The 24,706-nt window shown below is 73.7% G+C and carries 23 protein-coding genes and 1 pseudogene; 6 read left to right on the forward strand and 18 right to left on the reverse strand.

Features of this window, described 5'->3' with window-relative positions; all coding sequences use genetic code 11:
• Positions 1 to 69: 69 nt before the first annotated feature.
• Positions 70 to 507 (reverse strand): GNAT family N-acetyltransferase, encoded by a 438-nt coding sequence (locus ACWCPN_RS10955; RefSeq protein ID WP_451204252.1) that lies wholly within the window; start codon positions 505 to 507, stop codon positions 70 to 72.
• Positions 508 to 588: 81 nt separating this feature from the next.
• Positions 589 to 2,061 (reverse strand): aminotransferase-like domain-containing protein, encoded by a 1,473-nt coding sequence (locus ACWCPN_RS10960; RefSeq protein WP_451204254.1) that lies wholly within the window; start codon positions 2,059 to 2,061, stop codon positions 589 to 591.
• Between ACWCPN_RS10960 and ACWCPN_RS10965 the strand changes: the two genes are divergently transcribed.
• Together ACWCPN_RS10965 and ACWCPN_RS10970 are read left to right on the forward strand one after the other, a co-directional pair.
• Positions 2,060 to 2,974, forward strand: a complete 915-nt coding sequence (locus ACWCPN_RS10965; RefSeq protein WP_451204256.1) for a DMT family transporter — start codon at positions 2,060 to 2,062, stop codon at positions 2,972 to 2,974. The genes ACWCPN_RS10960 and ACWCPN_RS10965 overlap by 2 nt on opposite strands.
• A gap of 18 nt (positions 2,975 to 2,992) precedes the next feature.
• On the forward strand, positions 2,993 to 3,193 hold the full coding sequence (locus tag ACWCPN_RS10970; RefSeq protein ID WP_199209860.1) for a DUF1918 domain-containing protein: 201 nt from the start codon (positions 2,993 to 2,995) through the stop codon (positions 3,191 to 3,193).
• Between the two features lies 1 nt (position 3,194).
• On the opposite strand, the gene ACWCPN_RS10975 is transcribed toward ACWCPN_RS10970, so the two are convergent.
• Positions 3,195 to 4,469: a glycoside hydrolase family 10 protein gene (locus ACWCPN_RS10975; protein ID WP_451204258.1), complete on the reverse strand. Its 1,275-nt coding sequence runs from the start codon at positions 4,467 to 4,469 to the stop codon at positions 3,195 to 3,197.
• 177 nt (positions 4,470 to 4,646) lie between these two features.
• Here ACWCPN_RS10975 and ACWCPN_RS10980 point away from each other — a divergent pair, with 177 nt between their 5' ends.
• Together ACWCPN_RS10980 and ACWCPN_RS10985 are read left to right on the forward strand one after the other, a co-directional pair.
• On the forward strand, positions 4,647 to 5,504 hold the full coding sequence (locus ACWCPN_RS10980; RefSeq protein ID WP_199209861.1) for a 3-hydroxybutyryl-CoA dehydrogenase: 858 nt from the start codon (positions 4,647 to 4,649) through the stop codon (positions 5,502 to 5,504).
• 193 nt (positions 5,505 to 5,697) lie between these two features.
• A complete protein-coding gene (locus tag ACWCPN_RS10985; protein ID WP_365122704.1) occupies positions 5,698 to 5,955 on the forward strand; it encodes a hypothetical protein in 258 nt (85 codons plus the stop codon).
• Here the strand turns inward: ACWCPN_RS10985 and ACWCPN_RS10990 are convergent.
• The 9 genes from ACWCPN_RS10990 to infC all read right to left on the reverse strand — a co-directional run bounded on the left by ACWCPN_RS10990 (position 5,952) and on the right by infC (position 15,633).
• A complete protein-coding gene (locus ACWCPN_RS10990) occupies positions 5,952 to 6,497 on the reverse strand; it encodes an NUDIX hydrolase (protein ID WP_451204261.1) in 546 nt (181 codons plus the stop codon). The two genes, ACWCPN_RS10985 and ACWCPN_RS10990, sit on opposite strands and share 4 nt — an antisense overlap.
• Positions 6,498 to 6,562: 65 nt before the next feature.
• Complete coding sequence (locus ACWCPN_RS10995) at positions 6,563 to 7,903, reverse strand: transcriptional regulator (RefSeq protein WP_451204263.1); 1,341 nt, start codon at positions 7,901 to 7,903, stop codon at positions 6,563 to 6,565.
• A 292-nt stretch (positions 7,904 to 8,195) separates the two neighbouring features.
• A complete protein-coding gene (gene pheT, locus ACWCPN_RS11000) occupies positions 8,196 to 10,718 on the reverse strand; it encodes a phenylalanine--tRNA ligase subunit beta (protein ID WP_451204265.1) in 2,523 nt (840 codons plus the stop codon).
• The gene (gene pheS, locus ACWCPN_RS11005; protein WP_451204267.1) at positions 10,718 to 11,839 is read right to left on the reverse strand and encodes a phenylalanine--tRNA ligase subunit alpha; all 1,122 of its coding nucleotides are present in this window, start codon (positions 11,837 to 11,839) and stop codon (positions 10,718 to 10,720) included. Before pheS ends, pheT begins: the two co-directional genes overlap by 1 nt.
• Before the next feature lie 146 nt (positions 11,840 to 11,985).
• Positions 11,986 to 13,131: an ATP-binding protein gene (locus tag ACWCPN_RS11010; protein WP_451204269.1), complete on the reverse strand. Its 1,146-nt coding sequence runs from the start codon at positions 13,129 to 13,131 to the stop codon at positions 11,986 to 11,988.
• Between the two features lie 50 nt (positions 13,132 to 13,181).
• Entirely contained in the window at positions 13,182 to 14,042 is an 861-nt protein-coding gene (locus ACWCPN_RS11015) for a TrmH family RNA methyltransferase (protein ID WP_451204271.1), read from the reverse strand.
• 147 nt (positions 14,043 to 14,189) lie between these two features.
• Complete coding sequence (rplT, locus tag ACWCPN_RS11020; RefSeq protein WP_030381833.1) at positions 14,190 to 14,573, reverse strand: 50S ribosomal protein L20; 384 nt, start codon at positions 14,571 to 14,573, stop codon at positions 14,190 to 14,192.
• Positions 14,574 to 14,674: 101 nt separating this feature from the next.
• On the reverse strand, positions 14,675 to 14,869 hold the full coding sequence (rpmI, locus tag ACWCPN_RS11025; protein WP_003977225.1) for a 50S ribosomal protein L35: 195 nt from the start codon (positions 14,867 to 14,869) through the stop codon (positions 14,675 to 14,677).
• Between the two features lie 113 nt (positions 14,870 to 14,982).
• On the reverse strand, positions 14,983 to 15,633 hold the full coding sequence (infC, locus tag ACWCPN_RS11030; RefSeq protein WP_351664179.1) for a translation initiation factor IF-3: 651 nt from the start codon (positions 15,631 to 15,633) through the stop codon (positions 14,983 to 14,985).
• A 363-nt stretch (positions 15,634 to 15,996) separates the two neighbouring features.
• Between infC and ACWCPN_RS11035 the strand changes: the two genes are divergently transcribed.
• Positions 15,997 to 16,353 carry a DUF1844 domain-containing protein gene (locus tag ACWCPN_RS11035; protein ID WP_351664041.1) on the forward strand — a complete coding sequence of 119 codons (357 nt, stop codon included), beginning with the start codon at positions 15,997 to 15,999 and terminating at the stop codon, positions 16,351 to 16,353.
• A 37-nt stretch (positions 16,354 to 16,390) separates the two neighbouring features.
• Here the strand turns inward: ACWCPN_RS11035 and ACWCPN_RS11040 are convergent, their stop codons facing one another.
• Complete coding sequence (locus ACWCPN_RS11040; protein WP_392294403.1) at positions 16,391 to 17,122, reverse strand: SseB family protein; 732 nt, start codon at positions 17,120 to 17,122, stop codon at positions 16,391 to 16,393.
• Between the two features lie 138 nt (positions 17,123 to 17,260).
• Here ACWCPN_RS11040 and ACWCPN_RS11045 point away from each other — a divergent pair.
• A pseudogene (locus ACWCPN_RS11045) lies at positions 17,261 to 18,269 on the forward strand (serine hydrolase).
• Positions 18,270 to 18,275: 6 nt separating this feature from the next.
• Here the strand turns inward: ACWCPN_RS11045 and ACWCPN_RS11050 are convergent.
• From ACWCPN_RS11050 to ACWCPN_RS11070, 5 genes are read right to left on the reverse strand one after another with little or no spacing between them, the layout of a single operon-like run.
• A complete protein-coding gene (locus ACWCPN_RS11050) occupies positions 18,276 to 19,157 on the reverse strand; it encodes a hypothetical protein (protein ID WP_199213798.1) in 882 nt (293 codons plus the stop codon).
• Positions 19,151 to 20,419, reverse strand: coding sequence for a cytochrome P450 (locus ACWCPN_RS11055; RefSeq protein ID WP_451204274.1), 1,269 nt, complete (start codon positions 20,417 to 20,419; stop codon positions 19,151 to 19,153). Before ACWCPN_RS11055 ends, ACWCPN_RS11050 begins: the two co-directional genes overlap by 7 nt.
• Complete coding sequence (locus ACWCPN_RS11060) at positions 20,416 to 20,853, reverse strand: nuclear transport factor 2 family protein (protein ID WP_451204276.1); 438 nt, start codon at positions 20,851 to 20,853, stop codon at positions 20,416 to 20,418. The genes ACWCPN_RS11055 and ACWCPN_RS11060 overlap by 4 nt, the downstream gene beginning before the upstream one ends.
• Positions 20,850 to 21,935, reverse strand: coding sequence for a ketoacyl-ACP synthase III family protein (locus tag ACWCPN_RS11065; protein ID WP_365122676.1), 1,086 nt, complete (start codon positions 21,933 to 21,935; stop codon positions 20,850 to 20,852). Before ACWCPN_RS11065 ends, ACWCPN_RS11060 begins: the two co-directional genes overlap by 4 nt.
• Positions 21,926 to 24,706, reverse strand: a complete 2,781-nt coding sequence (locus tag ACWCPN_RS11070) for a PEP/pyruvate-binding domain-containing protein (protein ID WP_451204278.1) — start codon at positions 24,704 to 24,706, stop codon at positions 21,926 to 21,928. Before ACWCPN_RS11070 ends, ACWCPN_RS11065 begins: the two co-directional genes overlap by 10 nt.

Consider the following 24,706-nt stretch of genomic DNA (forward strand, 5'->3'; position numbering starts at 1 on the left):
AGATGGTGAGCCTCGGGGGTACGCAGGTCAAGAGGCACAGACCATCGGTTACCGAAGGTAAATGAACGCTCACTCGAAGGTGTGGATCATCCACCGTTCCGGGTGGTCGACCGCCCGGAAGCCGAGCCTTGCGTACACCTCCTGCGCGTCCTCGGTGGCCAGCAGGACGCGGCGCAGCCCGTACGGCCGCAGGTGCTCGCGGATCCGGCCGACGAACGCCGTGCCGACCCCCTTGCCGCGCACGCCGGGGTCGACGTACACGTCGGCGAGCCAGGCGAACAGCGCCCGGTCGGTGACCACGCGCGCGTACGCAACCTGCTCCCCCGACCCGGCGTCGTACACCCCGAAGTTGACCGACTCCGCCATCGCGCGCTCGTGCTTCTCGCGGGACCGGCCGATCGCCCAGTAGGCGTCGCGGGACAGCCAGCCGTGGACGCGGTCCACGTCCACGCGGTCGGTCTCGGCGGAGAACTCGTAGCCCTCGGGCAGCTCGGGTGCGTCGCTCATGCCGGTATCCTCACAGCCCGCCGCGGCCGGCGTCGACTCCGTTTCCCCGCCCGGCCAGGACGTTCGGGCCACCGCTCCCGGTCAGCGGCGTCCGGGCCGGAAGACCTCGTCGCAGGCGGCCCGCAGCCGGCGCACCCCCTCCGTGATCTCCCCCGTGCCCGCGACCGCCGCGAAGCTCAGCCGGAGGTGGCCGGCGGGAGGTTCGGCGCTGAAGTAGGGGCGGCCGGGGGTGACGGCGACGCCCGCGCGCAGGGCGGCGGCGGTGAGGGCGGACTCCGCCTCGGGACCCGAGCCGCCGGTGCCCGCCACGCCCTCGGGGAGGCGGAGCCAGAGGTGGTAGCCGCCGGACGGGATGTGGGGCAGGGCGAGTTCGGGCAGACAGCGGGCGAGCTCGGCGGTCATGGCGTCGCGGCGGGCCTTCAGCTCGGCCGACAGGGTCCGCAGATGGCGCGGCCAGGCCGGGGAGCCGACGAGTTCCAGCGCCGCCTCCTGGAGCGGCCGGGGCACGAAGAAGCTGTCCACCACCTGGATGGCGCGCAGCCTTTCCAGCACCGGCCCCCGGGCGGCCAGCGCGCTCACCCGGAAGCTGGGCGACGTCGCCTTGGTCAGCGAGCCGACGTGGACGACGACGCCGTCGGGGTCGTCGGCGGCCAGCGGCCGGGGCAGCGGCCCGGCGTCCGCGTGCACCAGACGCCGCACGAAGTCGTCCTCGACCACGAACGCGCCCGCCGACCGGGCGATGCCCAGCACCTCGGCGCGGCGGCCGGGGGCGAGGACGGCGCCGGTCGGGTTCTGGAAGAGCGGCTGGCAGACGAAGACCCGGGCACCGGTGGCCCGGAAGGCGTCGGCGAGCAGGCCGGGGCGGACCCCGTCGGGGTCGACCGGCACCGGGACCGGGCGCAGCCCGGCGGCGCGCGCGAGGGCGAGCATGCCCGGGTAGGTGGGGGACTCGACGAGCACCGGGGCACCGGGCGGGGCGAGCGCCCGCAGGGCGGTGGCCAGCGCGGACTGGCCGCCCGCCGCGACGAGCACCTCGGCGGCGGTGACGGCGCCGCCGATGCCGCGGGCGAACCACTCCCGCAGTTCCGGCAGCCCCTCCAGCGGAGGTCTGCCCCACGCGCCGGGCCGCCGCCCGGCCCGGGCGAGGGCGGCCGCCATCGCCCGCTCGGGCTGCAGGCAGGGGTGCGGATAGCCGCCGTTGAACTCCAGGACGCCCGGTGGCGGCGCGGCCAGCGAGACCGTGACCCCGGAGGCGTCCACGGTGCGCGGCACCAGGTCGGCGCCGTCGGCGCTCAGCGCGACCTCCTGCCAGGAGGTGTCACCGGCGGGCGCGGCGGCGGTGCGCGGTCCGGCCCGGAAGGCACCGGCGCCGGGCCGGGTGACCACCAGCCCCTCGGCGGCGAGCTGGGCGAGGGCCCGGGAGACGGTCACCGGACTCACCCGGAACCGTTCGACCAGGGCCCGGCTGGACGGGAGCTTTCCTCCGTGCGAGTAGCGGTCCAGCTCTCGGCGCAGCCGTTCCGCCAGTTCACCCACACTGCTACTCTGCTCCATGAAAGTACAGAGTAGCGCTACTGCCGCCACCCCGATAGCGGTCACCGCCCCCGCCGCCGAGCGCCGGGGCTTCGGCACCGGTCAGGCCGCGCTCGGTGTCCTCGCCTTCTCCCTCACCTTCCCGGCCACCGCCTGGGGCCTGGAGAGCTTCGGGCCCTGGTCGCTGGTGGCCGTGCGCAGCGTGCTCGCGGCGCTCGTGGCCGGCGGCTGCCTGCTGGCCCTGCGCGTGCCGCTGCCCGGGCGCCGGCAGCTGGCAGGCCTCGCGGTCGTCGCCGGCGGAGTGGTGTTCGGCTTCCCGCTGCTGACCACGCTGGCCCTGCGGACCTCCACCACCGCGCACGCCGCCGTGGTGGTGGGTCTGCTGCCGCTGACCACCGCCGTCTGCTCGGCCCTGCGCACGGGCCACCGCCCCGCACGGCGGTTCTGGCTGGCGGCGCTGGCGGGCGCGGCGGCGGTGGTCGCCTTCACCGTCGGCCAGAGCGGCGGCGCGCTCACCGTCGCCGACGGGTATCTGTTCGCCGCGCTGCTGGTGTGCGCGGCCGGGTACACCGAGGGCGGCAGGCTGGCCCGGGTGATGCCCGGCTGGCAGGTCATCGGCTGGGCCCTGGTGCTGTGCCTGCCGCTGAGCGTGCCGGCCGCCGCGCTGGCGCTGTCGTACGAGCCGGTGCGGCTGACCGCGCACGGGGTGACGGGTCTGCTGTGGGTGGCGCTGGGCTCGCAGTTCCTCGGGCTGGTGGTCTGGTACCGGGGCATGGCGGCCATCGGCATCCCGAAGGCCAGCCAGTTGCAGTTGGCCCAGCCCCTGCTCACACTGGTGTGGTCGGCGCTGCTGCTGGGCGAGAACCTCACGGCGGCCGCTCCCCTGACCGCCGTCGCCGTACTCGTGTGCATCGCCGTCACCCAGCGGTCGTGACGTGAGGAGGGCCTGCCGATGCGTGCATCCGTGGGAGACCAGCTTGTCCAGCACGGCAGGGTGGTCGGCCAGCACGATCAGGTGTCGGAAGTCGTCGAGGTGATGGGCACGGAGGGCAGCCCGCCCTACCGGGTCCGCTTCGCCGACGGACACGAGGCCGTGATGTCCCCCGGCCCGGACTGCCAGATCAAGCACAAGGAGAAGGAACAGCGGCTGTAGCTCAGCGCGGGGTCCTCGCCGGCTGCCGGTAGTGGTCGGCGACCACCCGCGCCATCGCCCCGATCGGGTCCGCCGCCACCTCCTTGGCGGCGAAGAACACGTGCCCGCGCACCTGCGGGTACCGGGCGGCGAGCGTGAGGTGCCGGGACAGCTCGACGGGGTCCTGCCACTGCGAGGGCTGCCCCGCCGCCCCCGCCTTGTACAGCGCCTCCCCGACGTACAGGCGGGTACCGGTGCCCCGCGCCACCCCGGCCCACCAGTCGACCAGGGTGGCGTAGTCGGCGGCGGCGAAGCCGATGTTCCAGTAGAGCTGCGGGACGATGTAGTCGATCCAGTGGTTGCGCACCCAGGTGCGGGTGTCCGCGTGCAGGTCGTCGTACGTCTGCACGCCCGCCCGGGTGTCCGAGCCCAGCGGGTCGGTCGTGGCGTTGCGCCACACCCCGAAGGGGCTGATCCCGAACCGGGTGCCGGGCCGTACCCGCCGGATGCCCGCCGCCATCTCCCGCACCAGCCGGTCGATGTTGTCGCGGCGCCAGTCCGCCCGGGCCGTGAAGTCACCGCCGTACCGGTCGTAGGAGGCGTCGTCGTCGAAGGTCTGTCCGGCGACCGGGTAGGGGTAGAAGTAGTCGTCGAAGTGGACGGCGTCGACCGGGTACCTGGCGACCGCGTCCAGCATGGCCCGCTGCACGAAGGCCCGGACCTCGGGCAGCCCCGGGTCGTAGTAGAGCCTGCCGCCGTACGGCACCACCCAGTCCGGGTGCAGCCGGGCCGGGTGGGACGGGGCCAGCCGGCCGGGGTCGGTGTGGTTGGCGACGCGGTACGGGTTGAACCAGGCGTGCAGTTCCAGGCCGCGGGCGTGGGCCTCGCGCACGGCGGTGCCCAGCGGGTCCCAGCCGGGGTCCCGGCCCTGGGTGCCGGTGAGGTACTCGGACCACGGCTCGTACGGCGAGGGCCACAGGGCGTCCGCCGTCGGTCGCACCTGGAGGATCACCGTGTTGAGCCTGTCCCGGACCGCCCGGTCCAGATGGCCGATCAGCTCCTCGCGCTGCTCGGCGGCCGTGAGGCCGGGCTTCGACGGCCAGTCGCGGTTGGCCACGGTCGCGACCCACACGCCCCGCATCTCGGCGGGCGCGCCGTGCCCGCCCGCCCCGCCCCGCCCGGCGCCGGCGCCCCGCCGGCCGGGCGCCGCCACCGCCTCCTGGGCCCCGGCCGCCTGGGCCGCCGCCAGCGTCGACAGCGCCGCCGCAGCGAACGCCCGGCGTGAGATCCGCCCCATTCCCGCACCCCCATACGCTCCGGATCCGCACCCTCACGGATCGTTCCGGGCCCCAGGATGCCCCCACCCGCGCGATCGATCATCGATACTTGGCGGTAACGTGCACGATCGGAGCAGGCGCCGACCCGGAGTCCTGCCACACCCGGACAAAGCCGGAGAACCAGCGAAGGGGACGATGTGACCGACATCGAGCGCGTCGGAGTCGTGGGCTGCGGCCAGATGGGCGCGGGCATCGCCGAGGTGTGCGCCCGCGCGGGACTGGACGTGAAGGTCGCCGAGACCACCGGCGAGGCCCTGGAGATCGGCCGGACCCGGCTGCTCAACTCCCTGACCAAGGCCGCCGAGCGCGGCAAGATCTCCGAGGAGGAGCGGGACTCCACGCTCGCCCGGCTGAGCTTCACCACGGACCTCGGCGAGTTCGCCGACCGCGACCTGGTGATCGAGGCCGTGGTGGAGAGCGAGCAGGTGAAGACGGAGATCTTCCAGGTGCTCGACCAGGTGGTGACCCGCCCGGACGCGATCCTCGCCTCCAACACCTCCTCCATCCCGCTGGTGAAGCTGGCGGTCTCCACCTCGCGGCCCGACCACGTCGTCGGCGTCCACTTCTTCAACCCGGCCCCGGTGCAGAAGCTGGTGGAGCTGATCCCGGCGCTCACCACCTCCGAGGGCACCCTCAGCCGGGCCCAGGCGTTCGCCGAGAAGCTGCTCGGCAAGCACGCGATCCGCGCCCAGGACCGCTCCGGCTTCGTGGTCAACGCGCTGCTGGTGCCCTACCTGCTGTCGGCGATCCGGATGTTCGAGTCCGGCATCGCCAGCCGCGAGGACATCGACAACGGCATGGAGATGGGCTGCGCCCACCCGATGGGCCCGCTGAAGCTGTCCGACCTGATCGGCCTGGACACCATCGTCTCCATCGCCAACTCCATGTACGCCGAGTACAAGGAGCCGCTGTACGCCGCTCCCCCGCTGCTCCAGCGCATGGTCGAGGCCGGCCGGCTCGGCCGGAAGACGGGGTCGGGCTTCTACAGCTACTGATTACCGTCCGCTACACCCGTGGGCCCGGCACCGATTTCGGTGCCGGGCCCATCTGTTTCACACACCGTGTGCGCGCCGGGCCCGCATATGCCCGTCACACACGCTCCCCACGCGCTTACCAGCGGAGTTGACTCTGCATGCGCATGCAAGTGGTGTGGAACCACCACGTCCGACTACGGAAAGGAGTGGACCCGTGAGCGCCGAACCGGAGCATCCCGTGGTCCATGGAGAACTCGCAGAGTTACGGCGCCGCCTCGACGTGGCGTACGCCCGCGTCGAGGGAGGACTCGCCCTGCTCAGTCACCGCGCCGAGGAGACCGCGAAGGAGGTGGACGACCTGCACACGCGCATGAGCTCACTGGAGCACGCACGCTGGCCCCTGCCCTCGCTGGCCGTCCTCACCGCCCTCGGAGCACTCGTCGTGACGGTCTGGCAGGCGCTGGCCCGCTAGGCGGCCCGGTCGTCGGCGAGCCTCATGTGGTGCAGCAGGAGTAACGCGGCCGCCATGTTGGCGGCCGGGACCTCCCCCCGGGCGACGAGGTCGGGGACGATCTTGAGCGGGACCCACTCCCGGCGGTCCGACTCGAAGTCGTCCACGGGGTGTCCGACGTACTCCCCGTGGTCGGACCAGTAGATGTGGTGCCGGGCGTCGGTGAGGCCGTTGGACGGCTCCACGCTCATCAGGTGGTGCAGCGGTCCCGGCCGCCAGCCGGTCTCCTCCTCCAGTTCCCTGGCGGCCGCGCTCGCGATGTCCTCGCCGTCCTCCACCACACCGGCGGCCAGTTCCCAGCCCCAGCTGTCGGTGATGAAGCGGTGCCGCCACAGCAGCAGGACCTCGTTGGCCTCGTTGACGACCGTGGCGACGGCGACCGGCCGCAGCCGGATCAGGAAGTGGTCGAGATGCCGGCCGTCCGGCAGCTCCACATCTGCGAGATTGACGCTGAACCAGCGGTTCTCATAAACAGTTTGTTCGTTCTGTTTCGTCCACTGCACGGTTCTGCCACCTTCCACCGAGTAAGGGGCAATATCGCAGCAGGGGCTGTGTACCTACAGTGCGCCTACAGCGGTACGCGCAGTGCGCCGTCGATGAGTTCGGCGGCTTCGGCGGTCCCGGCCGAGCCGCAGCGCACCAGGTGCTCGCGCACCGCGCGGAGTCTGTCGCGCAGTCGCTGGGACTCCATCCCGCGCGCCTGCTCGGCCATCTGCACGGCCGTGGCCACCGCGTTGTCGGCGTTGCCCTGGCGCAGTTCGATGGTGCTGAGCATGGCGAGCCGGTGCACCCGGCCGCGGTCGTGCGCGGGGTTGTCCACCGCGGCCGCCGCGTGCTCCCGGGCGGCGGCCAGCTCACCGAGGCTCAGCAGCGCCTCGGCCACCTGGACGTTGACCAGGCCGGGCTGTACGTATCCCGTCTCGTCCGGCTCGTACCCCCGCCGGATGCGGTCGGCGGCCGTCTCGGCCCGGCGGATGCAGGACAGGGCGCTGCCGGAATCTCCGAGGTGGGCGTACGCCTTCGCCTGCATCGCGTACAGGTCGGAGGCGAGGGCCGGGGTGATGTGCTTGCCCGCCGCGCGCAGGGCCGCCTCGGCGAACGCCACCGCCTGCCGGTGCTCCCGCATGAACAGCGCCTGGTTGACCAGCAGCGCGATCACGTACGCGCCGAGCCCCCGGTCCCCGCTGGCCTTTGCCAGCCGCAGTGCCTGGTGGAAGTAGCGCTGGGCCAGCCCGTGCGCGTCGGAGTCGTAGGCGCAGATACCGGCGATCGCCACCAACCCGCCCGTGGCACGGTGCAGTTGGCGCCCGGTGGCGTCGGTGTAGCCGCCGCGCAGCAGTGGGGCCGCCTCGGCGTTGAGGAAGCCGACGATCCGCGCCCGGGTCGCCACACCGCCGGCCTTGCGGTACATCTGCTCGTAGTGGGTGCGGGCCGCGCGCAGCAGTTCGAGGTCGGCCGCGGTGACCCGGTGGCGGCCGCCCCGGGAGACGTCCACGTCCTCGGGCGGGTTCTCCCACTCCCACACCGGCATGACGGCGGGGGTGCCGGTGACCGCGGGCGCGCCGAGCACGTGCGGGCGCTGCTGTTCGTCCGAGCGCCACAGCGCGGTGGCCCGCTCCACGAAGCCGGACAGCGAGCCGGTGTGCGGGGCGCTGGGCTCACCGGGCACGCCGAGGCCGATGTCGTCGAGGGTGACCGGGCGGTGCAGCCGTCCGGCGAGCACCTCGCAGATCAGGTCGGGCACCTGGCCGCGCGGCCGCTGGCCCTTCAACCACCGTGCCACGGCGGTGTGTTCGTAGCGGAGCGCGAGACCCCGTCCACGGCCGGCCTGGTTCACGTGGGCGGCGAGACCGGCGTGCGAGATCCCCGCCTCGTCCAGGATCGCGTCGAGCAGAGTGTTGGGCTGCATGGATGCCCCCCGAGTGGCCTGGTGTCCGTCAGCGTAGTGGCTCGGCCTTCACACGGGGTGTGAACGGAGTACGCGCATCCGCGGCGTGCGCGCGCTGTCGCGGAGCGTGGTGCCGCCGGTTGACTGGTCGTCCGGCCAAGCCGCCGGCTCCCCCTCAAAAAGCGGTGGCTTGGCCGGGTCGCCCTCCGGCGGTTCGGGGCGGTGGGCAAAGCGAACGGACCGGCCCCCGAAGGGGCCGGTCCGTCGCCGCCGGCAGTCGAACGAGACGGGCCGGCGGCCGCGTCGACGCGGATCAGCCGCGCAGCACGGCTCCGGTCCGCTCGCCCGCCAGGGCGACCGCCGCGTCCCGGGCCGCGGACGCCTCGTCCACGGTCAGCGTCCGGTCACCCGCGCGGAAGCGCAGCGCGTAGGCCAGGGACTTGCGGCCCTCGCCGAGCTGCTCCGCGTTCTCGTACACGTCGAACAGCCGGATGGACTCGAGCAGTTCGCCCGCGCCCTCCCGCAGCGCGGCCTCCACCTCGGCGGCGGGGACCGGCCGGTCGACCACGAGGGCGACGTCCTGCGTGGCCACCGGGAACGTGGAGATGCTCGGCGCCTGCACCACGCCGTCGCCGACCGCCTCCAGGGCGTCCAGGTCCAGCTCCATCGCGCAGGTGCGCTCGGGCAGGCCCAGCGCCTTGAGGACCCGCGGGTGCAGTTCGCCCGCGTGGCCCACGACCCGCTCCGTGCCTCCGTCGGCGACGACGAGCTCGGCGCAGCGGCCCGGGTGCCAGGGACCGTACTGGCCCTTGCGCACGATCAGGTCGGCACCGGCCTCCGCGGCGACGACGCGGCCGGCTTCGATCGCGTCGGCCCAGTCCGCCGGGCGGCCCTTGCCCCACCAGCCGGCCCGCTCGCGAGCGCCCGCGAGCACCACGGCGACGTGCCGGGGCTGCTCGGGCAGCGCGCCGTTCAGCGACGCGATCTCCTCGTCGGTCGGGCGGCGGTCGACGGACAGGTGCACGCCGGCGCGCTGCTCCTCCCGGGGCTGGAACACCAGTCCGGTCTCGAACAGGGCCAGGTCGTGCGAGCCGCGGCCGTCGTTGCGGCGCAGCGCGCCCAGCAGGCCGGGCAGCAGTGTCGTCCGGAGCGCGGGCTCCTCGTCGTTGAGCGGGTTGACCAGCTTCACCACGCGGCGGGCCGGGTCACCGGACTCCAGGCCGAGCTGGTCGAAGACCTGCTCGCCGACGAACGGGTAGTTCGGCGCCTCGACGTAGCCGGCGCCGGCCAGCGCGCGGCCCACCCGGCGGTGCAGCCGCTGGCGGTGGGTCAGGCCGCGGCCGGAGGGCGGCTTCGGCAGCGTGGAGGGCAGGTTCTCGTAGCCCTCCAGGCGGATGACCTCCTCGGCCAGGTCGTTGGCCTCGGTGAGGTCGGGCCGCCAGGACGGCACCGTGACGACCAGTTCGTCCTGGCCCTGGACGTCGCAGCCGATCTCCTGCAGCCGGCGCACCACGGTCGCGCGGCCGTAGTCCACGCCCGCGACCCGGTCCGGGTGGTCGGCGGGGATCGTGACGGTCCGCGGGGCGGTGGGCGCGACGACCTCGGTGACGCCGGCCTCGGCCGTGCCGCCGGCGAGCAGCACCAGCAGGTCCACGGTGCGCTGCGCGGCGGCCGCGGCGGCCCGCGGGTCGACACCCCGCTCGAAGCGGCGGGAGGCCTCGGAGGACAGCTTGTGACGGCGGGCCGTACGGGCGATCGAGACGGCGTCGAAGTGGGCGGCCTCGATGACCACGTCGGTCGAGGCGTCCACCCCGTTCCCGGTGTCGTCGTGGTCGGCGATCTCCGTGTTGGCGCCGCCCATGACACCGGCCAGGCCGATCGGGCCGCGCTCGTCGGTGATGACCAGGTCCTCCGAGTGCAGCTTGCGCTCGGTGCCGTCGAGGGTGACGAGCTTCTCGCCCTCCTCGGCCCGGCGGACGCCGATCGTGCCCTGGACCAGATTCCGGTCGTAGGCGTGCAGCGGCTGACCCAGCTCCATCATCACGTAGTTCGTGACGTCGACGGCGAGCGAGATCGGGCGCATGCCGACCTTCTGCAGCCGGCGCCGCAGCCAGATCGGGGAGCGGGCCTCGGGGCTCAGGCCGGTGACCGTGCGGGCGGTGAAGCGGTCACAGCCGACCGGCTCGGCGACCTGCACCGGGTAGCCGAAGGCGTTCGGGGCGGGCACGTCGAGCAGTGCCGGGTCGCGCAGCGGCAGGCCGTAGGCGATGGCGGTCTCGCGGGCGACGCCGCGGATGGACAGGCAGTCGCCGCGGTTGGCGGTGACGGCGATGTCCAGCACCTCGTCGACGAGCTGGAGCAGCTCGACGGCGTCCTGCCCGACCTCGGTCTCCGGCGGCAGCACGATGATGCCGTGGGTGCCGTCGTCGCCCATGCCCAGCTCGTCGGTGGAGCAGATCATGCCGTGGGACGTCTTGCCGTAGGTCTTGCGGGCGGCGATGGAGAAGCCGCCGGGCAGCGTGGCGCCGGGCAGGACCACGACGACCTTGTCGCCGACGGCGAAGTTCCGGGCACCGCAGACGATCTCCTGCGGCTCGCCCGTGCCGTTGGCCTGGCCGACGTCGACGGTGCAGAAGCGGATCGGCTTCTTGAAGCCCTCCAGCTCCTCGATGGTCAGCACCTGACCGACGACCAGCGGCCCCTTGAGGTCGGCACCGAGCTGCTCGACGGTCTCGACCTCGAGGCCGGCCGAAATGAGCTTGGCCTGTACGTCACGGCCGGTTTCGGTCGCCGGCAGGTCGACGTACTCCCGCAGCCAGGAAAGCGGGACCCGCATCAGATCTCCATCCCGAACGGCCGGGTGAACCGGACGTCACCCTCGACCATGTCTCGCATGTCTTCGACGTTGTGGCGGAACATCAGCATCCGCTCGATGCCGAACCCGAAGGCGAACCCGCTGTACTTCTCCGGGTCGACGCCGCAGGCGGCCAGCACCTTGGGGTTGACCATGCCGCAGCCGCCCAGCTCGATCCAGCCCTCGCTGGAGCAGGTGCGGCAGGGCCGGTCGGGGTTGCCGACGGACTCGCCGCGGCAGACGTAGCACACCATGTCCATCTCGGCGGACGGCTCGGTGAACGGGAAGAAGTTCGGCCGCAGCCGGGTCTTCATGCCCTCGCCGAACAGGGACTGGACCATGTGGTCCAGGGTGCCCTTGAGGTCGGCCATGGTCAGGCCCTCGTCGACGGCGAGCAGCTCGACCTGGTGGAAGACGGGAGTGTGGGTGGCGTCCAGCTCGTCGGTGCGGTACACGCGGCCGGGGCAGATCACGTAGACCGGCAGCTCACGGCTGAGCAGCGAGCGGATCTGCACCGGCGAGGTGTGGGTGCGCAGCACGACGCCGGAGTCGGCGGTGCCGTCCGGGCCGCTCACGAAGAAGGTGTCCGCCTCGCCGCGGGCCGGGTGGTCCGGGCCGATGTTGAGGGCGTCGAAGTTGAACCACTCGGCCTCGACCTCGGGGCCCTCGGCGACCTCGTAGCCCATGGCGACGAAGACGTCCTCGATGCGCTCCGAGAGCGTGGTCAGCGGGTGCCGGGCACCCGCCGGGACACGGTCGTGGGGCAGCGTGACGTCGACGTCCTCCTCGACCAGCACGCGGGCGTCCCGCTCGGCCTCGAGCTCGGTCTGGCGGCCGGCGAGGGCCTTGTTCACGGCGCCTCGGGCCATGCCCACCCGCTTGCCGGCCTCGGCCTTGGCGTGCGGGGGCAGGGCGCCGATCTCGCGGTTGGCGAGGGCCAGCGGGGAGGCGGGGCCGGTGTGGGCGACCTTGGCCTCGTGGAGCGCGTCGAGGGAGTCCGCGGCGGCGAAGGCGGTGAGCGCCTCGTCCCGCATGCGCTCGATCTCTTCAGGTTTCAACGCCTCGACCTCGACAGGGTCGTACGACTTATTCGGTGCCGACATCTCTTCCCGTGCTTCCGGTTGGCTGGCGGACGGTCCCCGTCACCGACGTCGAGCCGGCTGTGGCTCTCGGCGGGCCGTGTGCAGGACACAAAGGTGCCAAAGGCCGATTCTAACGGGGTGGGGGTGGACGAATGGCCCGTGGGCCGCTAGGCGAGATACGCCGGCGTGCACACGGGCAACGTAAATCGGAACTCGGCGCCGCCGCCGGGGGCGCGGCCGACCGTGATGGTGCCGCCGTGGGCTTCGACGATGCCCTTGACGATGTACAGCCCGAGGCCCGTCCCGCCGCGCTTGCTGCCCCGCCAGAAGCGGGTGAAGACGCGGTTCATGGACTCCTCCGGGATGCCGGGCCCCTCGTCGCTCACCGTGACCGACGTGGCCGTTTCCTCGCCCTCGCGCGGGGACGGCGCGGGCGTGACGTCAATGGTGACGGTTCCCTCGCCGTGCCGCACCGCATTTTCCAGCAGGTTGCTCAGCACCTGGTCGACCTTGTCGGGGTCGGCCCACAGGGCGGGCAGCGGCTGCTCGACCCGCAGCAGGAAGCGGTCGGCCCGCTGGCCGGCCGCGACGTAGGCCTGGATGTGCCGGCCGACGGCCGCGCCGATGTCGACGGGCTGCCGGCGCACCTCGAGCCGCCCGCTGTCGATCCTGGAGATGTCCAGCAGCTCGGCGATCAGGCGGGTGACGCGGTCGGCGTCGGCGTCGACGGTCTCCAGCATCAGCCGCTTCTGGTCGTCGGTGAAGCGTTCCCACTTGGCGAGGAGCGTGGCGGTGAACCCCTTGACCGAGGTGAGCGGGGAGCGCAGCTCGTGAGCGACGGTCGCTATCAGCTCGGCGTGGCTGCGCTCGGTGCGGTGCCGGGCCTCGGTGTCCCGCAGGGAGACGACCACCCCGCGCACGGGCCCGAGGGGTTCGTCGCGCACGTACCGCGCGGAGACCAGCACCTCCCGTCCGCCGGGCAGCAGCAGGTTGCGCTCGGGCTGCCGTACCCGGATGGCGAGGCCGCCGTAGGGGTCGGTGAGCTGCCACCAGCGCCGCCCCTCCAGGTCCTCCAGGGGCAGCGCCTTCTCCAGGTGCCGGCCGAGGGCGTCCTCGGCCCGGATGGCGGTGATGCGCTCGGCGGCGGCGTTGAAACAGGTCACGCGGCCGTCCTCGTCGGCGGTCACCAGGCCGTCGGGCAGCTCGTCGGGGTCGATGCCGGGACCGGTGCCGGAGCGGCCGGCGTGCCGGGGCGCGGGTGCGCGGCGCACGTCACGCCCGTCCGGCGCGGTGCTGCTGCCGACCACCCTCATCCCCGTACCCCACCTCTCAGACGGCGCAGGGCCCCGAGCTGGCCACCCTACTAGCTCTGGGTGACGGAGCGGCACCCTCCGGAGGCGCGCTGGGCACGCGCCGACGCGTAGAGACATACGGCGGCGGCGGTGGCGAGGTTCAGGCTCTCGGCGTTCCCGTGGATGGGGACGCGCACGACGGCGTCGGCCAGCGCGCGGGTCTCCTCCGGGAGCCCCCAGGCCTCGTTGCCGAACACCCACGCGGTGGGGCCGCCCATGGTGCCCTTGTCGAGTTCCTCGTCCAGGTCGCGGTCGCCCGCTCCGTCGGCGGCGAGGATGCGCACCCCGGCGTCCTTCAGCCCCTCGACGGCCCGCTCGACGGGCACGCCGACGGCGACCGGCAGGTGGAAGTGGGAGCCGACGGAGGCGCGTACGGCCTTGGGGTTGTACAGGTCGACGGAGGCGTCGGTGAGGACGACGGCCTCGGCGCCGGCGGCGTCGGCGCAGCGCAGCACGGTGCCGGCGTTGCCCGGGTCGCGCACGTGGGCGAGCACGGCGACCAGCCGGGGCCGGGCGGCCAGGACGTCCTCGAAGGGGGTGTCCAGGAACCGGCAGACGCCGACCAGGCCCTGCGGGGTGACGGTGGTGGAGATGTCGGCGATGACGTCCTCGGAGGCGAGGTGCACCCGGGCGCCGGCCTCGCGCGCCGCCCCGACGATGTCGGCGTACCGCTCCGCGGCCTCGACCGTGGCGAACAGTTCGACGAGCGTGGGCGTCCCGTCCACCCGGTGCCCCGCGGCCTCCCGGACGGCCTGCGGCCCCTCGGCGAGGAACAGGCGGTCCTTGCCCCGGAAGTTCCGCTTGCCGAGCCGCCGGGCAGCGGCGACACGAGCGGACCGGGAGGAGATCAGCTCGGGGCTGACGGGGGGCATCTTCTTCTTCACCTCAGGAGATCTCGACGGGCACCGCACAGCTGATGCGGCTTCCGCCGGGCAGCGGCCGACCGGCGACCCCGACGAAAGGACCCGCAAGCCACACCGGCTTGCGGGTCCATGAGCCGGCCCGGGGCCGGCGCGGCGTCACGCAGCCTTGGGCGCGTTGACGTCGCTCGGCAGAGCCTTCTGGGCGACCTCGACCAGCGCGGCGAACGCGTTGGCGTCGTTGACGGCCAGCTCGGCCAGGATCTTGCGGTCGACCTCGACGTTCGCGGCCTTCAGACCCTGGATGAAGCGGTTGTAGGTCATGCCGTTGGCGCGGGCAGCGGCGTTGATGCGCTGGATCCACAGCTGACGGAAGTCGCCCTTGCGCTTCTTGCGGTCGTTGTAGTTGTAGACCAGCGAGTGGGTGACCTGCTCCTTGGCCTTGCGGTACAGGCGCGAACGCTGACCGCGGTAGCCGGAGGCCTGCTCGAGGATCGCCCGGCGCTTCTTGTGGGCGTTGACTGCCCGCTTGACGCGTGCCACTTCTTAACTCCTTGTAGCGGGGCCGCGGGGGATACTCACGCGGCCCGGAAACGAATGGGTCCCGGTCCAGACGTACGGCGTCGCCAGGGCGACGCCGGGCGTCACTTGCCGAGAAGCTTCTTGATCTTCGCGGCGTCGCCCGGGGCCATCTCGGCGTTGCCGGTGAGGCGACGCGTCACACGGGACGACTTGTGCTCGAGCAGGTGGCGCTTGCCGGCGCGCTCACGGAGCACCTTGCCGGAGCCGGTGATCTTGAAGCGCTTGCTGGCACCGCTGTGCGACTTGTTCTTCGGCATAGCGCCGTTCTCTCCTCGTCGGTGGCGCTCCGGTGCCCGGTCGTGAAAAACCGGGCACGGTGGAGCGTCTCTCTTGTTTCGGTTACATCCTCGGGGACTCGCGTCCCCCGGGATCACGCCTCGGCAGGCTCCTCGGACGGCGCCTCGGCCTCTAGACCGGCCTCGGCGGCGTTCTGCGACTTGCCGGGGTTGGCCTTCGCGTCAGCCTTGCGGGCTTCCTGCGCCTGGCGAGCCTCGGCCATCGCCTCGGTCTTCTTCTTGTGCGGACCGAGGACCATGATCATGTTTCGGCCGTCCTGCTTCGGGTTCGACTCCACGAAACCGAGGTCCTGGACGTCTTCCGCGAGACGCTGCAGCAGTCGGTAGCCCAGCTCGGGGCGGGACTGCTCGCGGCCACGGAACATGATCGTGATCTTGACCTTGTCGCCCTGCTTGAGGAACCGGACGACGTGACCCTTCTTGGTGTCATAGTCGTGCGGGTCGATCTTCGGCCGGAGCTTCATCTCCTTGATGACCGTGTGCGCCTGGTTCTTGCGCGCCTCACGGGCCTTCATGGCCGACTCGTACTTGAACTTCCCGTAGTCCATGAGCTTGCACACGGGCGGACGGGCGTTCGCCGCGACCTCGACCAGGTCCAGGTCGTACTCCTGCGCAAGCTCCAGGGCCTTGGCCAGCGGGACGATGCCCACCTGCTCGCCACTGGGACCGACGAGTCGCACCTCGGGAACGCGAATCCGGTCGTTGATGCGGGGCTCGGCGCTGATGGATCCTCCTCGGTAGCACCACGCGACCGCCTGGCGGACAGCCGCGTATGTCTGTTTTCGACAGACCTAACCGCGCCGAAGCACAAAAAATGCCCCGGACGATCACAGGCGGGGCTCCCATAGCTACCGGAGCACCGCCGCGGGGACCGCGGGGCGCAGTTCGGACGGCTCCATCGTCCGTACGGAACGATGGTGGCCGTCTGACCGGATGACCTGCCGTCCCGGGGGACGGTCAGGTGGGAGATCGGAGCCTCCACTTGTGGGCCGGGCACAGCGTGTCCGGCCGGTCGTCAACAAGGTTAGCAGGATCGCTTGACAAGGGCTAATTGAGAAGGCGTGACGGGGAACGCCTATCGTGTGGGCATGAGTGACACCCCTCCTGAGTCCCCCGACTTCGACGCGATGACCCGGGACATCGCCGAGGTCCCCGCCGTCGAGGTGATCGTGACGGTCGCCGTCAACCTGATGAGCGCCGCCGCCGTGAAGCTCGGGCTGAGCGAGGAGGGCGAGAAGTACAAGGACCTGGACGAGGCCCGCAAGCTGATCGGCGCGCTCGCCGGTCTGCTGGACGCGAGCGCCACCGAGGTCAGCTCCTTCCACGCGGCCCCGCTGCGGGACGGCCTGAAGTCGCTGCAGCTCGCGTTCCGCGAGGCGTCGATCGTGCCGGACGAGCCGGGCCAGGGTCCGGGCGAGAAGTACACCGGCCCGGTCTACGGCTGACGCGTCCCCGTACTCCCGCCGTACGCGATCCGCGTACTCACTCCCGCACGAACAAGGGCTCGCCCGGAGGCGCGGTCCCGGCCGGCAGCAGTGCCAGGTCGAGGCCGCGCACCAGGCGGGCCCGCAGTGTCTCGTCGGCGGCCAGCCGCCCGGCGACCGCGCGGGCGGCCTCCGCGGGCGCGGCGGCCGGGTCGAGGACGAGGACGAGCGTGCCGTCGGCCTGACCGGGGCCGAGGTGGGCTCGCAGGACCGCCGGCTCGGCGGCGACGGCGCCGCGCACGGCCTCGAGGACGGCCGGGTCGGTGAGCGGGTCGGCGCTGGTGCGTCCCTCGGCCAGGGCGAGCAGCGCGGGGCCGGTCAGCTCGAAGGGCACGGGTCCGGCGAGGTCGAGCACGACCGTGTCGGCCTTCTCGTGCGCGGCGGCCTCGAGCGCCTGGTGCAGGGGGACGGCGACGGGCCGGGCCGACGGGTCCCAGCGGGCCAGGGACTCGGTGGAGGTGAAGGCGGGCAGGGCCGTGCGGTCGCCCGCCTTGAGGGTCGGCACCGCCATGTCGCTGGTCTTCTCGCGGCGCAGTCCCCTCTCGTCCTCCTCGGCCTCCCCGAGCACGGCCACGACCGGAACCAGCAGCCGGGCTCCCTTCAGCGCCGCGAGGACCGGGTCCACGGCCGTGCGGTCCCCGGCCCAGGCGGTGAGCGCGGCGCTCAGCCGGGGGTCGGCGGAGCCGTCGTCGTCGGAGTAGCCGGAGTCGGGAATGTTCTTCTTCGCCACGGTCCCGACCCTATAGGCAGGCCCGAGCCGTGCCCGTCCGGGCCCGGAGCGGGATTCACAGCGGACCCGGGAGTTCGCTGACGTGGTTCCCAGGTCCGTCCGACGGAACGCACAGCGACCGCCCCGAGCATCGCGGGCATGGAGTCCTCCGGTTCCGGCCGTCGTGGCCGCCGCGCCCGCCGTCCGCTGCTGTCCGCCGTCCTGGCCGTGGTGGCGACGGGCGGGGTCGCGGCGGGCGGCACGGTCTGTGTGACGGCGCGCGCACTCCGGTGCCGGGACCGTATCGTCGGCCCCGTCGCCGGCGGCCTCCGGCTCGGCCGCGGCGGGTGAGGAGGCGTCGGTGGAGAGCGCGGAACAGCCGGTGACGGTGGACCGGGAGGCGCTGCTGGCGCGGGCCATGGGGTCGGTGACCGTCCCGTCGGGGGCCCGGGTGTCGGCGGCGGTGCTGGAGACGGGCTCCGGGCAGAGCGCCGCGTACGGGACGGACACCTTCGACACGGCGAGCATCGTCAAGGTGGACATCCTGGCCGCGCTGCTGCTCCAGGCGCAGGACGCGGGCCGGGAGCCGACCGCGGCGCAGCGGGCGTACGCGACGAGGATGATCGAGAACAGCGACAACGCGTCCGCGACCGAGCTGTGGCACGCGATCGGCCGGGCCGCGGGGCTGGACGCGGCGAACGAGCGGTTCGGGCTCACGCGCACCTCGGGCGGCGACGGCGAGCTGTGGGGGCTGACCCGGACCACCGCGGCCGATCAGCTCCTGCTGCTGCGGCAGGTGTTCGGGGAGGACTCGGAGCTCGACGCCGCGTCGCGCGCGTACGTGCGGAAGCTGATGGGGGCCGTGCAGGCCGGTCAGCGGTGGGGGGTGTCGGCCGCCGGTTCCTCGTGGGCGCTGAAGAACGGGTGGCTGGCGCGCAGCACGACCGGGCTGTGGGACGTGAACAGCGTCGGGCGGGTGACGGTGGACGGCGCCGAGTACCTGGTGGCGGTGCTGTCGCGGGGCACCGCCACGCAGGCCGAGGGGATCTCGCTGGTGGAGGCGGCCGCGAAGGCGGCGGTGTCGGCCTTCGCCCGCGCCGGCTCCGCCGCCTCCCCGGACGCCGGATCCGCCGGCCCGGGGACGCGGGCCGGCGCCGCCGGTTCGTGAGGCCGGTCAGCCGTAGGCCAGGCTGAGGGCCAGGTAGCAGGCGAAGGTGGACAGGACGTAGTAGGCGGCGGATGCGGCCGGCCAGCGCGGGGCGCGGGCCCGGAAGAAGCGCCAGCCGGCCCGGGCGGGCAGCAGCAGCGGCAGCAGGGCCAGCGGCACCAGCAGCGCCTCCGGTCGGGCCTGCGTGACCAGCAGCAGCACCGCCAGTACGGGCGCGGTGAGCGCCACCGCGACGGTGCCGCCGAGGCCGAGGGTGCTGACGTAGCTGCGCTCACCCGGTTCGATCCTGCGGGTGATCTTCTTGGCGAACTCCAGGTGGACGGTGACCAGCACGGTGATCACGATGGCCAGCACTCCCCCGCGGCCGGCGCCCTGCCCGGTGTCGCCCAGGTAGCGGGTGTACAGGTAGACGTGCAGCAGCAGTTGGGCGGGGAAGCTGATCAGCAGACTGAGCAGCAGCCGGTCGCCCGGCGGCCAGCCCAGGACCCGGTCGGCGGCCAGCACCAGGGCGCAGTAGAGGAGCTGCCCGGCGAGGACCGCGAGGGCGGCCGGGCGGCCCGCGTTCAGGGCGAGGACAGCGACGGCGCCCACCGCGCACAGCACGAGCAGGTCGCGCTCGCGCACGGCTCCGGAGGCCAGCGGCCGCCGGGGGTTGAACGCGCGGTCGTAGGCGAGGTCGCGGATGTCGTCCACGGCCCGCATCAGCAGCAGCGTGACGGTGAGCGTGAGCGCCGCGGTGAGCGTGCCGGGGCCGGGGCGCCAGGCGGGGTGCGCGGGCTGGACGACCGCGAACAGCCCGGAGACGCCGTAGGCCCACAGGAACGCCAGCGCCACGGACGGCAGCGGCGGGTAGCTGCCCGCCACGAAGCGGGCCCAGCGGCTCAGCACGGCCGGGCCTGTCCGGCCGGGCGGACACGTACGGGGAGTTCCCACACGCCGCGCATGAACATCCGGTCCCGCCAGCTCAGTTCGGCCGGGTCGACGGCGAGTTCCAGTCCGTCGAGCCGGCCGAGCACGGCGGTGAGGCCTTCCTGGAGCTCCACGCGCGCGTGGGCCGCGCCGAGGCACAGGTGGCGGCCGTGTCCGAAGCCGATGTGCGGGTTGGGCGAGCGGTCGGCGCGGAAGACGTCCGGGTCGGGGAAGACGTCCGGGTCGCGGTTGGCCGCGTCGGTGAGCGGGACGACCACCTGGCCGGCGGGCAGGGCGCGGCCCGCCAGCCACACCTCCTCGGTGGTGACGTGCGGCTGGCCGCCGGTGCCGGCGAACCAGACCCAGCGCACCAGTTCCTCCACAGCGGCCGGGACCGCCGAGGGGTCGCGGCGCAGCCGGTCGGCGAGGCCGGGCGTGGTCAGCACGTGCAGTACGCACATGGCGAGGTGGGAGGCGGTGGTCTCGCCGCCCGCCATCATCAGGCCGAAGCCGAAGACGGCGATCTCCTCGTCGGTGAGCCTGGTGTCCGGCGGCGCGGTCAGAAGCTGGGTGAGCAGGTCGTCGCCGGGCCGGCCGGCCTCGACGGCCGCGCGGCGCTCGGTGAGCTGCCCGAAGAAGTAGTCGTACATGAAGGCGTGGGCCCGGGCGCTCTCCTCGGGGGTGAAGCGCCCGGCGGACATCATGACGGTGACCTCGGGCAGCAGCCGGTCCAGGTCGGCCACGGGCACGCCGAGCATCTCGCAGATCACCCGGTACGGGAACGGCGTGGTGAACTCGGCGATCAGATCGACGGGGCCGTCGGCGGCGCGCAGCCGGTCCAGGAGCCCGGCGGCGATCGCGGCGATGCGCGGGCGGTCCTCCTCGGCCCTGTGGTGGGTGAAGCGGGCCTGCACCCGGCTGCGGCGCCGGGTGTGGGTGGGCGCGTCGCTGGTGACCAGGGCCAGGGCGCTGGACCTCCGGGCGAACAGCGTGCCGCCGGCCCAGGCCTCGCGGCTGAAGCGGTCGTCGGACAGGACGGTCCTGACGTCCTCGTGGCGGGTCACCAGCAGCGCGTCCCGGCCGTTCCCGAGCCGCACCGGCACCAGCGGCTCCTCGCGGAGGCGGGCCAGCCGGCCGGGGTCGAGGCAGATGCCGGGCAGGTCGGGGAAGGGGTAGGCGGGCGGCTCCCGGTCCGGGCCGGCCCCGGTGACCGGGCACCGCAGGGTGGGCGCGCCGGTCATCGCAGCCACCCCTCGGCGGGCTCGAGCTCCTGGTCCGGGGCACCGTGCCAGTACTCGTGGAAGGAGGCGCAGCGGCCGTCGGCGGCGAAGCGGAGCACCAGGCAGCCGGCCGCGTTGCGGGGCGCGCCGGTTTCCGGGTCGTGCAGGACGCACCACCATTCGACGGCGGCCCGCCCGCCGGAGACGACGGGCTCGCCGAACCACATGCGGGCGTCCTTCTGCCGGGACAGGGTGGTGCGCCAGTGCGCGGCGACGGCCTCCCGGCCGGTGTGCGGGGCGCCGTAGGGGCCCTGGTGGTAGACGGCGTCGTCGGTGAAGAGGGCGGCGACGGCGTCCGCGTCGCGGGCCCGCCAGCCGTCCTTCAGGGCGTCGATCCACCGGTCCACGGCGGTCGTGGCCCCGGACGCAGGGGCGAGGGTCTGCTGCTGGGTCATGTCCGTTCCTTGTACGGGGAGGGCGTCCCGGTGGCCCAGGACGGGGTGGCGGTGATCTCGACGACGGCGGCGAACAGGGAGACGCCGAAACTGTTGTTGAGCATCAGCACCCGGTCGCCGGGGCCGACTTCGCGGGTCTCGACGAGGTGGTGCAGGGCGGCGAAGTGGTCGCTGGTGGTCATGTGACCGAGGGCGCGGCCGAACTCGAGGACGCCGCGGGCCGGGTCGATGCCGAGCGGTTCGAGGACCGAGCGGATGTACTCGGGGCCGCCGGACAGCACGTGGGTGACGCGGGTGATGTCACCGGGCCGCAGCCCGGCGTCCTCGATGGCGCGCAGTCCGGTCTCGGTGCGGGCCGCGTCCACGGCCTTGCGGGCGAGGGTGGCGGCGCCGGGGTCGCTGCGGGCGTAGTCGATCATCCGGGCGACCAGGTCGATCCGGCCGGTGCGGGTGCGCCGGGGCGGGAAGAGGGGCCCGCGCGGCCGGTTCATCTCCTCCAGCTCGGGCAGCGAGCCGGAGACGAGGGACAGGACGCGGGCGAAGCCGCCGCGGGTGGACAGCACGACGGCGGTGGCCGCGTCGCCGAGGATCGACGGGCGTTTCATCCGGGCGCCGCTCTGGTAGCGCCAGCGGTCGACGCGTTCGGTGCCGAAGTTCTCGGCGGCGGTCACCAGCGCGGCCGTGCGGGACGGGTCGGCGCTCAGGTGGCCGTGGGCCAGTTCCAGGGCGCCGAGGGCCGCGTTGCAGCCCTGCCGTACCTCCATCGCCGGGACCCGGGTGCCGACCGCGTGCCGGAGCACGTACTGGTGCGGGGTCCACAGTTCGGGTCCCTGCTCGTGCAGCGAGGCGTGCAGCACGAGCGCGATGTCGGCGGCCGGGTGCGCGGAGCGTTCCAGAGCGGTGCGGGCGGCCTCCACCGCCATCTCGGGCGGCGAGACGTCGCCCGCGACGGCGGCGCCGGTCCAGCCGCCGGCCCGCCACTCGTCCTCGGCGTACCGGCCCTCGGCGACCGCGCGGTCGGCCGGGTGGGGCCGGGGCAGGTAGCAGCCGAGGCCGTCGATGAACAGGTTCGCTACGCGCACGGTCCGTCCTCCTCCGCCGCGGTGCCGTCGCCGGGCAGCAGGCGTACGGTGCCGGCGGTGCCGTCGATCTCGATCCAGGCGCCGTCCTCGATGGCCGTCATCGCCTCGCGGACCGCGACGACCGTGGGGACGCCGAGCAGCCGGCCGCTGATGGCGGTGTGGGAGACGAGGCTGCCGCGCTCGACGACGATGCCCTTGGCGGCCATCATCAGCGCCAGCCAGCCGGGGTCGGTCTCCTTGGCGACGAGGATGCGGCCCACGCAGGCCTCGGGCTGCACGTCGGTGTCCCGGATGACGAGGGCGCGGCCGCGTGCCGTGCCGCTGCTGGAGGCGATGCCGCGCAGCACGCCGTCCGCGTCGGGTCCGCCGGCCGCGGCGGTGTCCTGCCGGGAGGCCAGGGCGACCGGCACGGGCAGGCCGCCGGGGACGGTGAAGTAGGCGGGCGGGTCGGCGGCGGCCGCGCTCTCGGCGAACCGGACGGCGCGCCGGCGCACCAGCGCGCGCAGGTCGGTGTCGGGCAGGGTGCCGTCGAAGGCGCCGAGCACCTCCTCGGTCTGGAGGTGGACGACGTCCTCGGCCCGGTCCAGCAGCCCCGCCTCGACGAGCCGCCGGGCGAGCCCGCGCATGACCTCGCGGGAGACGCCGTAGAGCTGGCTGCGGCAGAACCGGGTGTCCTCGCGGGCCTTGACGCTGAACCGCAGCGACGCCAGCACGGCGCCGAGCGCGGCCCGCTTGAGCGGGGCGGGGCAGGCTTCGCGCAGGGCGTCCCGGGCGGCGGCGCGGGCGGCGGCCTCGTCGGCCTCGTTGGCGGCGACGGTCAGTCCCTGGCCGATGTAGGGGCGCAGCGCGGTGACGATCTGCCAGGGTTCCTGGCGCGGGGTCAGGACCTCCAGCTTCAGGTCGTGCAGTGCGCGGTCGCCGTAGGTGCGCAGGTGCCGGGCGAAGGCGTCGGCGGTGCCGGTGCCGTACTTCCCCTCGGTGATCTCCCGCCAGACCTCGGGCGCGGGGCGCTCCAGGACGGCGGTGCGCAGGGCCGGGTCGGCGGCCGCGCGTTCGGCGAGGGCGAGCGCCGAACGGACCGACGCGAGGGTGCGGTTGGGGCGGCCGCCGCCCATCAGCCGGGGCAGCAGCGCGGCGCCGTCCGGCACCCAGCGGTCGAGGAGGGCGTCGGCGCAGGTCAGGGAGACCAGGGCGAAGTAGCTGGCGACCATGGTGACGCCCCAGCGGTGTTCGGCCTCGGTCCACATGGTGCGGTAGCGGGCGATGAGTTCGTCGGCGGTGCAGTCCTCGAAGGAGGGCCAGCGCGCCATCAGGTCGTCCCACCAGCGCAGGAACTCCCGCAGCCGGCGCGGCTGGGCGACGTAGGCGCGGGTGAGGCGGGGGGCGGCGCGCAGCACCTGCTTCCAGGCGCGGCGGCGGGCCGCCCGGTCCGGGGCCGTGTCCTCGTCGCGTTCGGTGAGGCCGAGGGAGCGCTGCCACATGGGGCGGATGAGGTCGAAGCCGGGTATCTGGCCGTGCAGCGCGAACCAGGCGTCGAGGCGGTAGTAGACCCGTCCGTCCAGGTGCCCGATCATCCGGCTGAGGTGGTGCTGGTTGCGGCGCAGGGAGTCCTCGGGCACGCCGAGCCGCCGGTAGAAGTCGGTGAATCCGGTCCGGTAGAAGACGCGGGCCTGGGAGTAGGTCAGCGTGGAGGTGACGCCGGGGAAGGACTCGGTGAGGTTGTGGTTGGTCCACGGCACCGGGGGCGCGTCCTCCCCGCGCGGGACGGCGGCGCGGACCACGGGCCGGGCCTGGACGAGGTGGATCCGGCCGTCGGCGGTGAGGGTGCCCTCGATGTCCTGGGGGCCGCCGAAGAGTTCCTCGGCGCGGGCGGCCAGCTCGCCGATGGCGCGGACCTCGTCGTCGGACAGCACGGGCGGTGCGCCGAGCGCGTCCGGGACGGGCAGCGGCACCGGTCCGGCGTCCGGCCGGGCCGGGTCGAGGCCCGCCATCACGGACTTGACGGCGAGTTCGGCGCGTACGGCACCGGTGGCGCGGTCCACGAAGAAGTGGTCGATGTCGGCCTTCTCCTGCACGATGCCCTCGCCGATGCCGTGCGCGGCGGCCACCACCGCCTGGTCGGCGCCGCCGCGGGGATCGCTGGTGAACATCACGAAGGACCGCACACCGGGCACCATCCGCTGGACGCCGACCGCGACCCGGACGGCGGTGGCGTCGACGCCGCGCCGCACGCGGTAGAGCACGGCCTCGGGGTTGTAGGCGGAGGCCCAGCAGTCCGCGACGCGGTCCAGGAGGGCTTCCCGGCGGACGTACAGGTAGCTGTCGGACAGGCCGGCGAACGGGTCGTCGGCGCCGTCCTCGCCGCTGCCGTCCGGCTGGGCGGCGACGCAGCCGCGCACCGCCACCAGCCCCTCGGGTCCGGCGAGTTCGTCGAAGCAGGCGAGCACCTGCCGGGCGAGGCCGGGCGGCAGCGGGGTGGCGCGGACCTGGTCACGGGCCGTACGGGCCCATGCGGTCAGCTCCCCGGTGCCCGCCCCGGCGCCCGGGAAGCCGGCGGGAACCGGCACGCAGGCGGTGTACGCCTCGGCGGTCAGGGCGAAGAAGGCGGGTACGGGCAGCCCGGCGCGGAGCATCTCGTGCTGCCGGGAGAACTTGTGGCCCACCAGGACCGGGTCGGCCGGCGCGGTGCCGGTGCCGACGCCGGTGCCGGCCAGCAGCGGGCCGCGTCCGGTGGCGGGGCCGGGGTGGGCGAGCGGCGTGGTGGAGGCCAT

It is taken from the genome of Streptomyces sp. NPDC002386 (genome assembly GCF_053593175.1).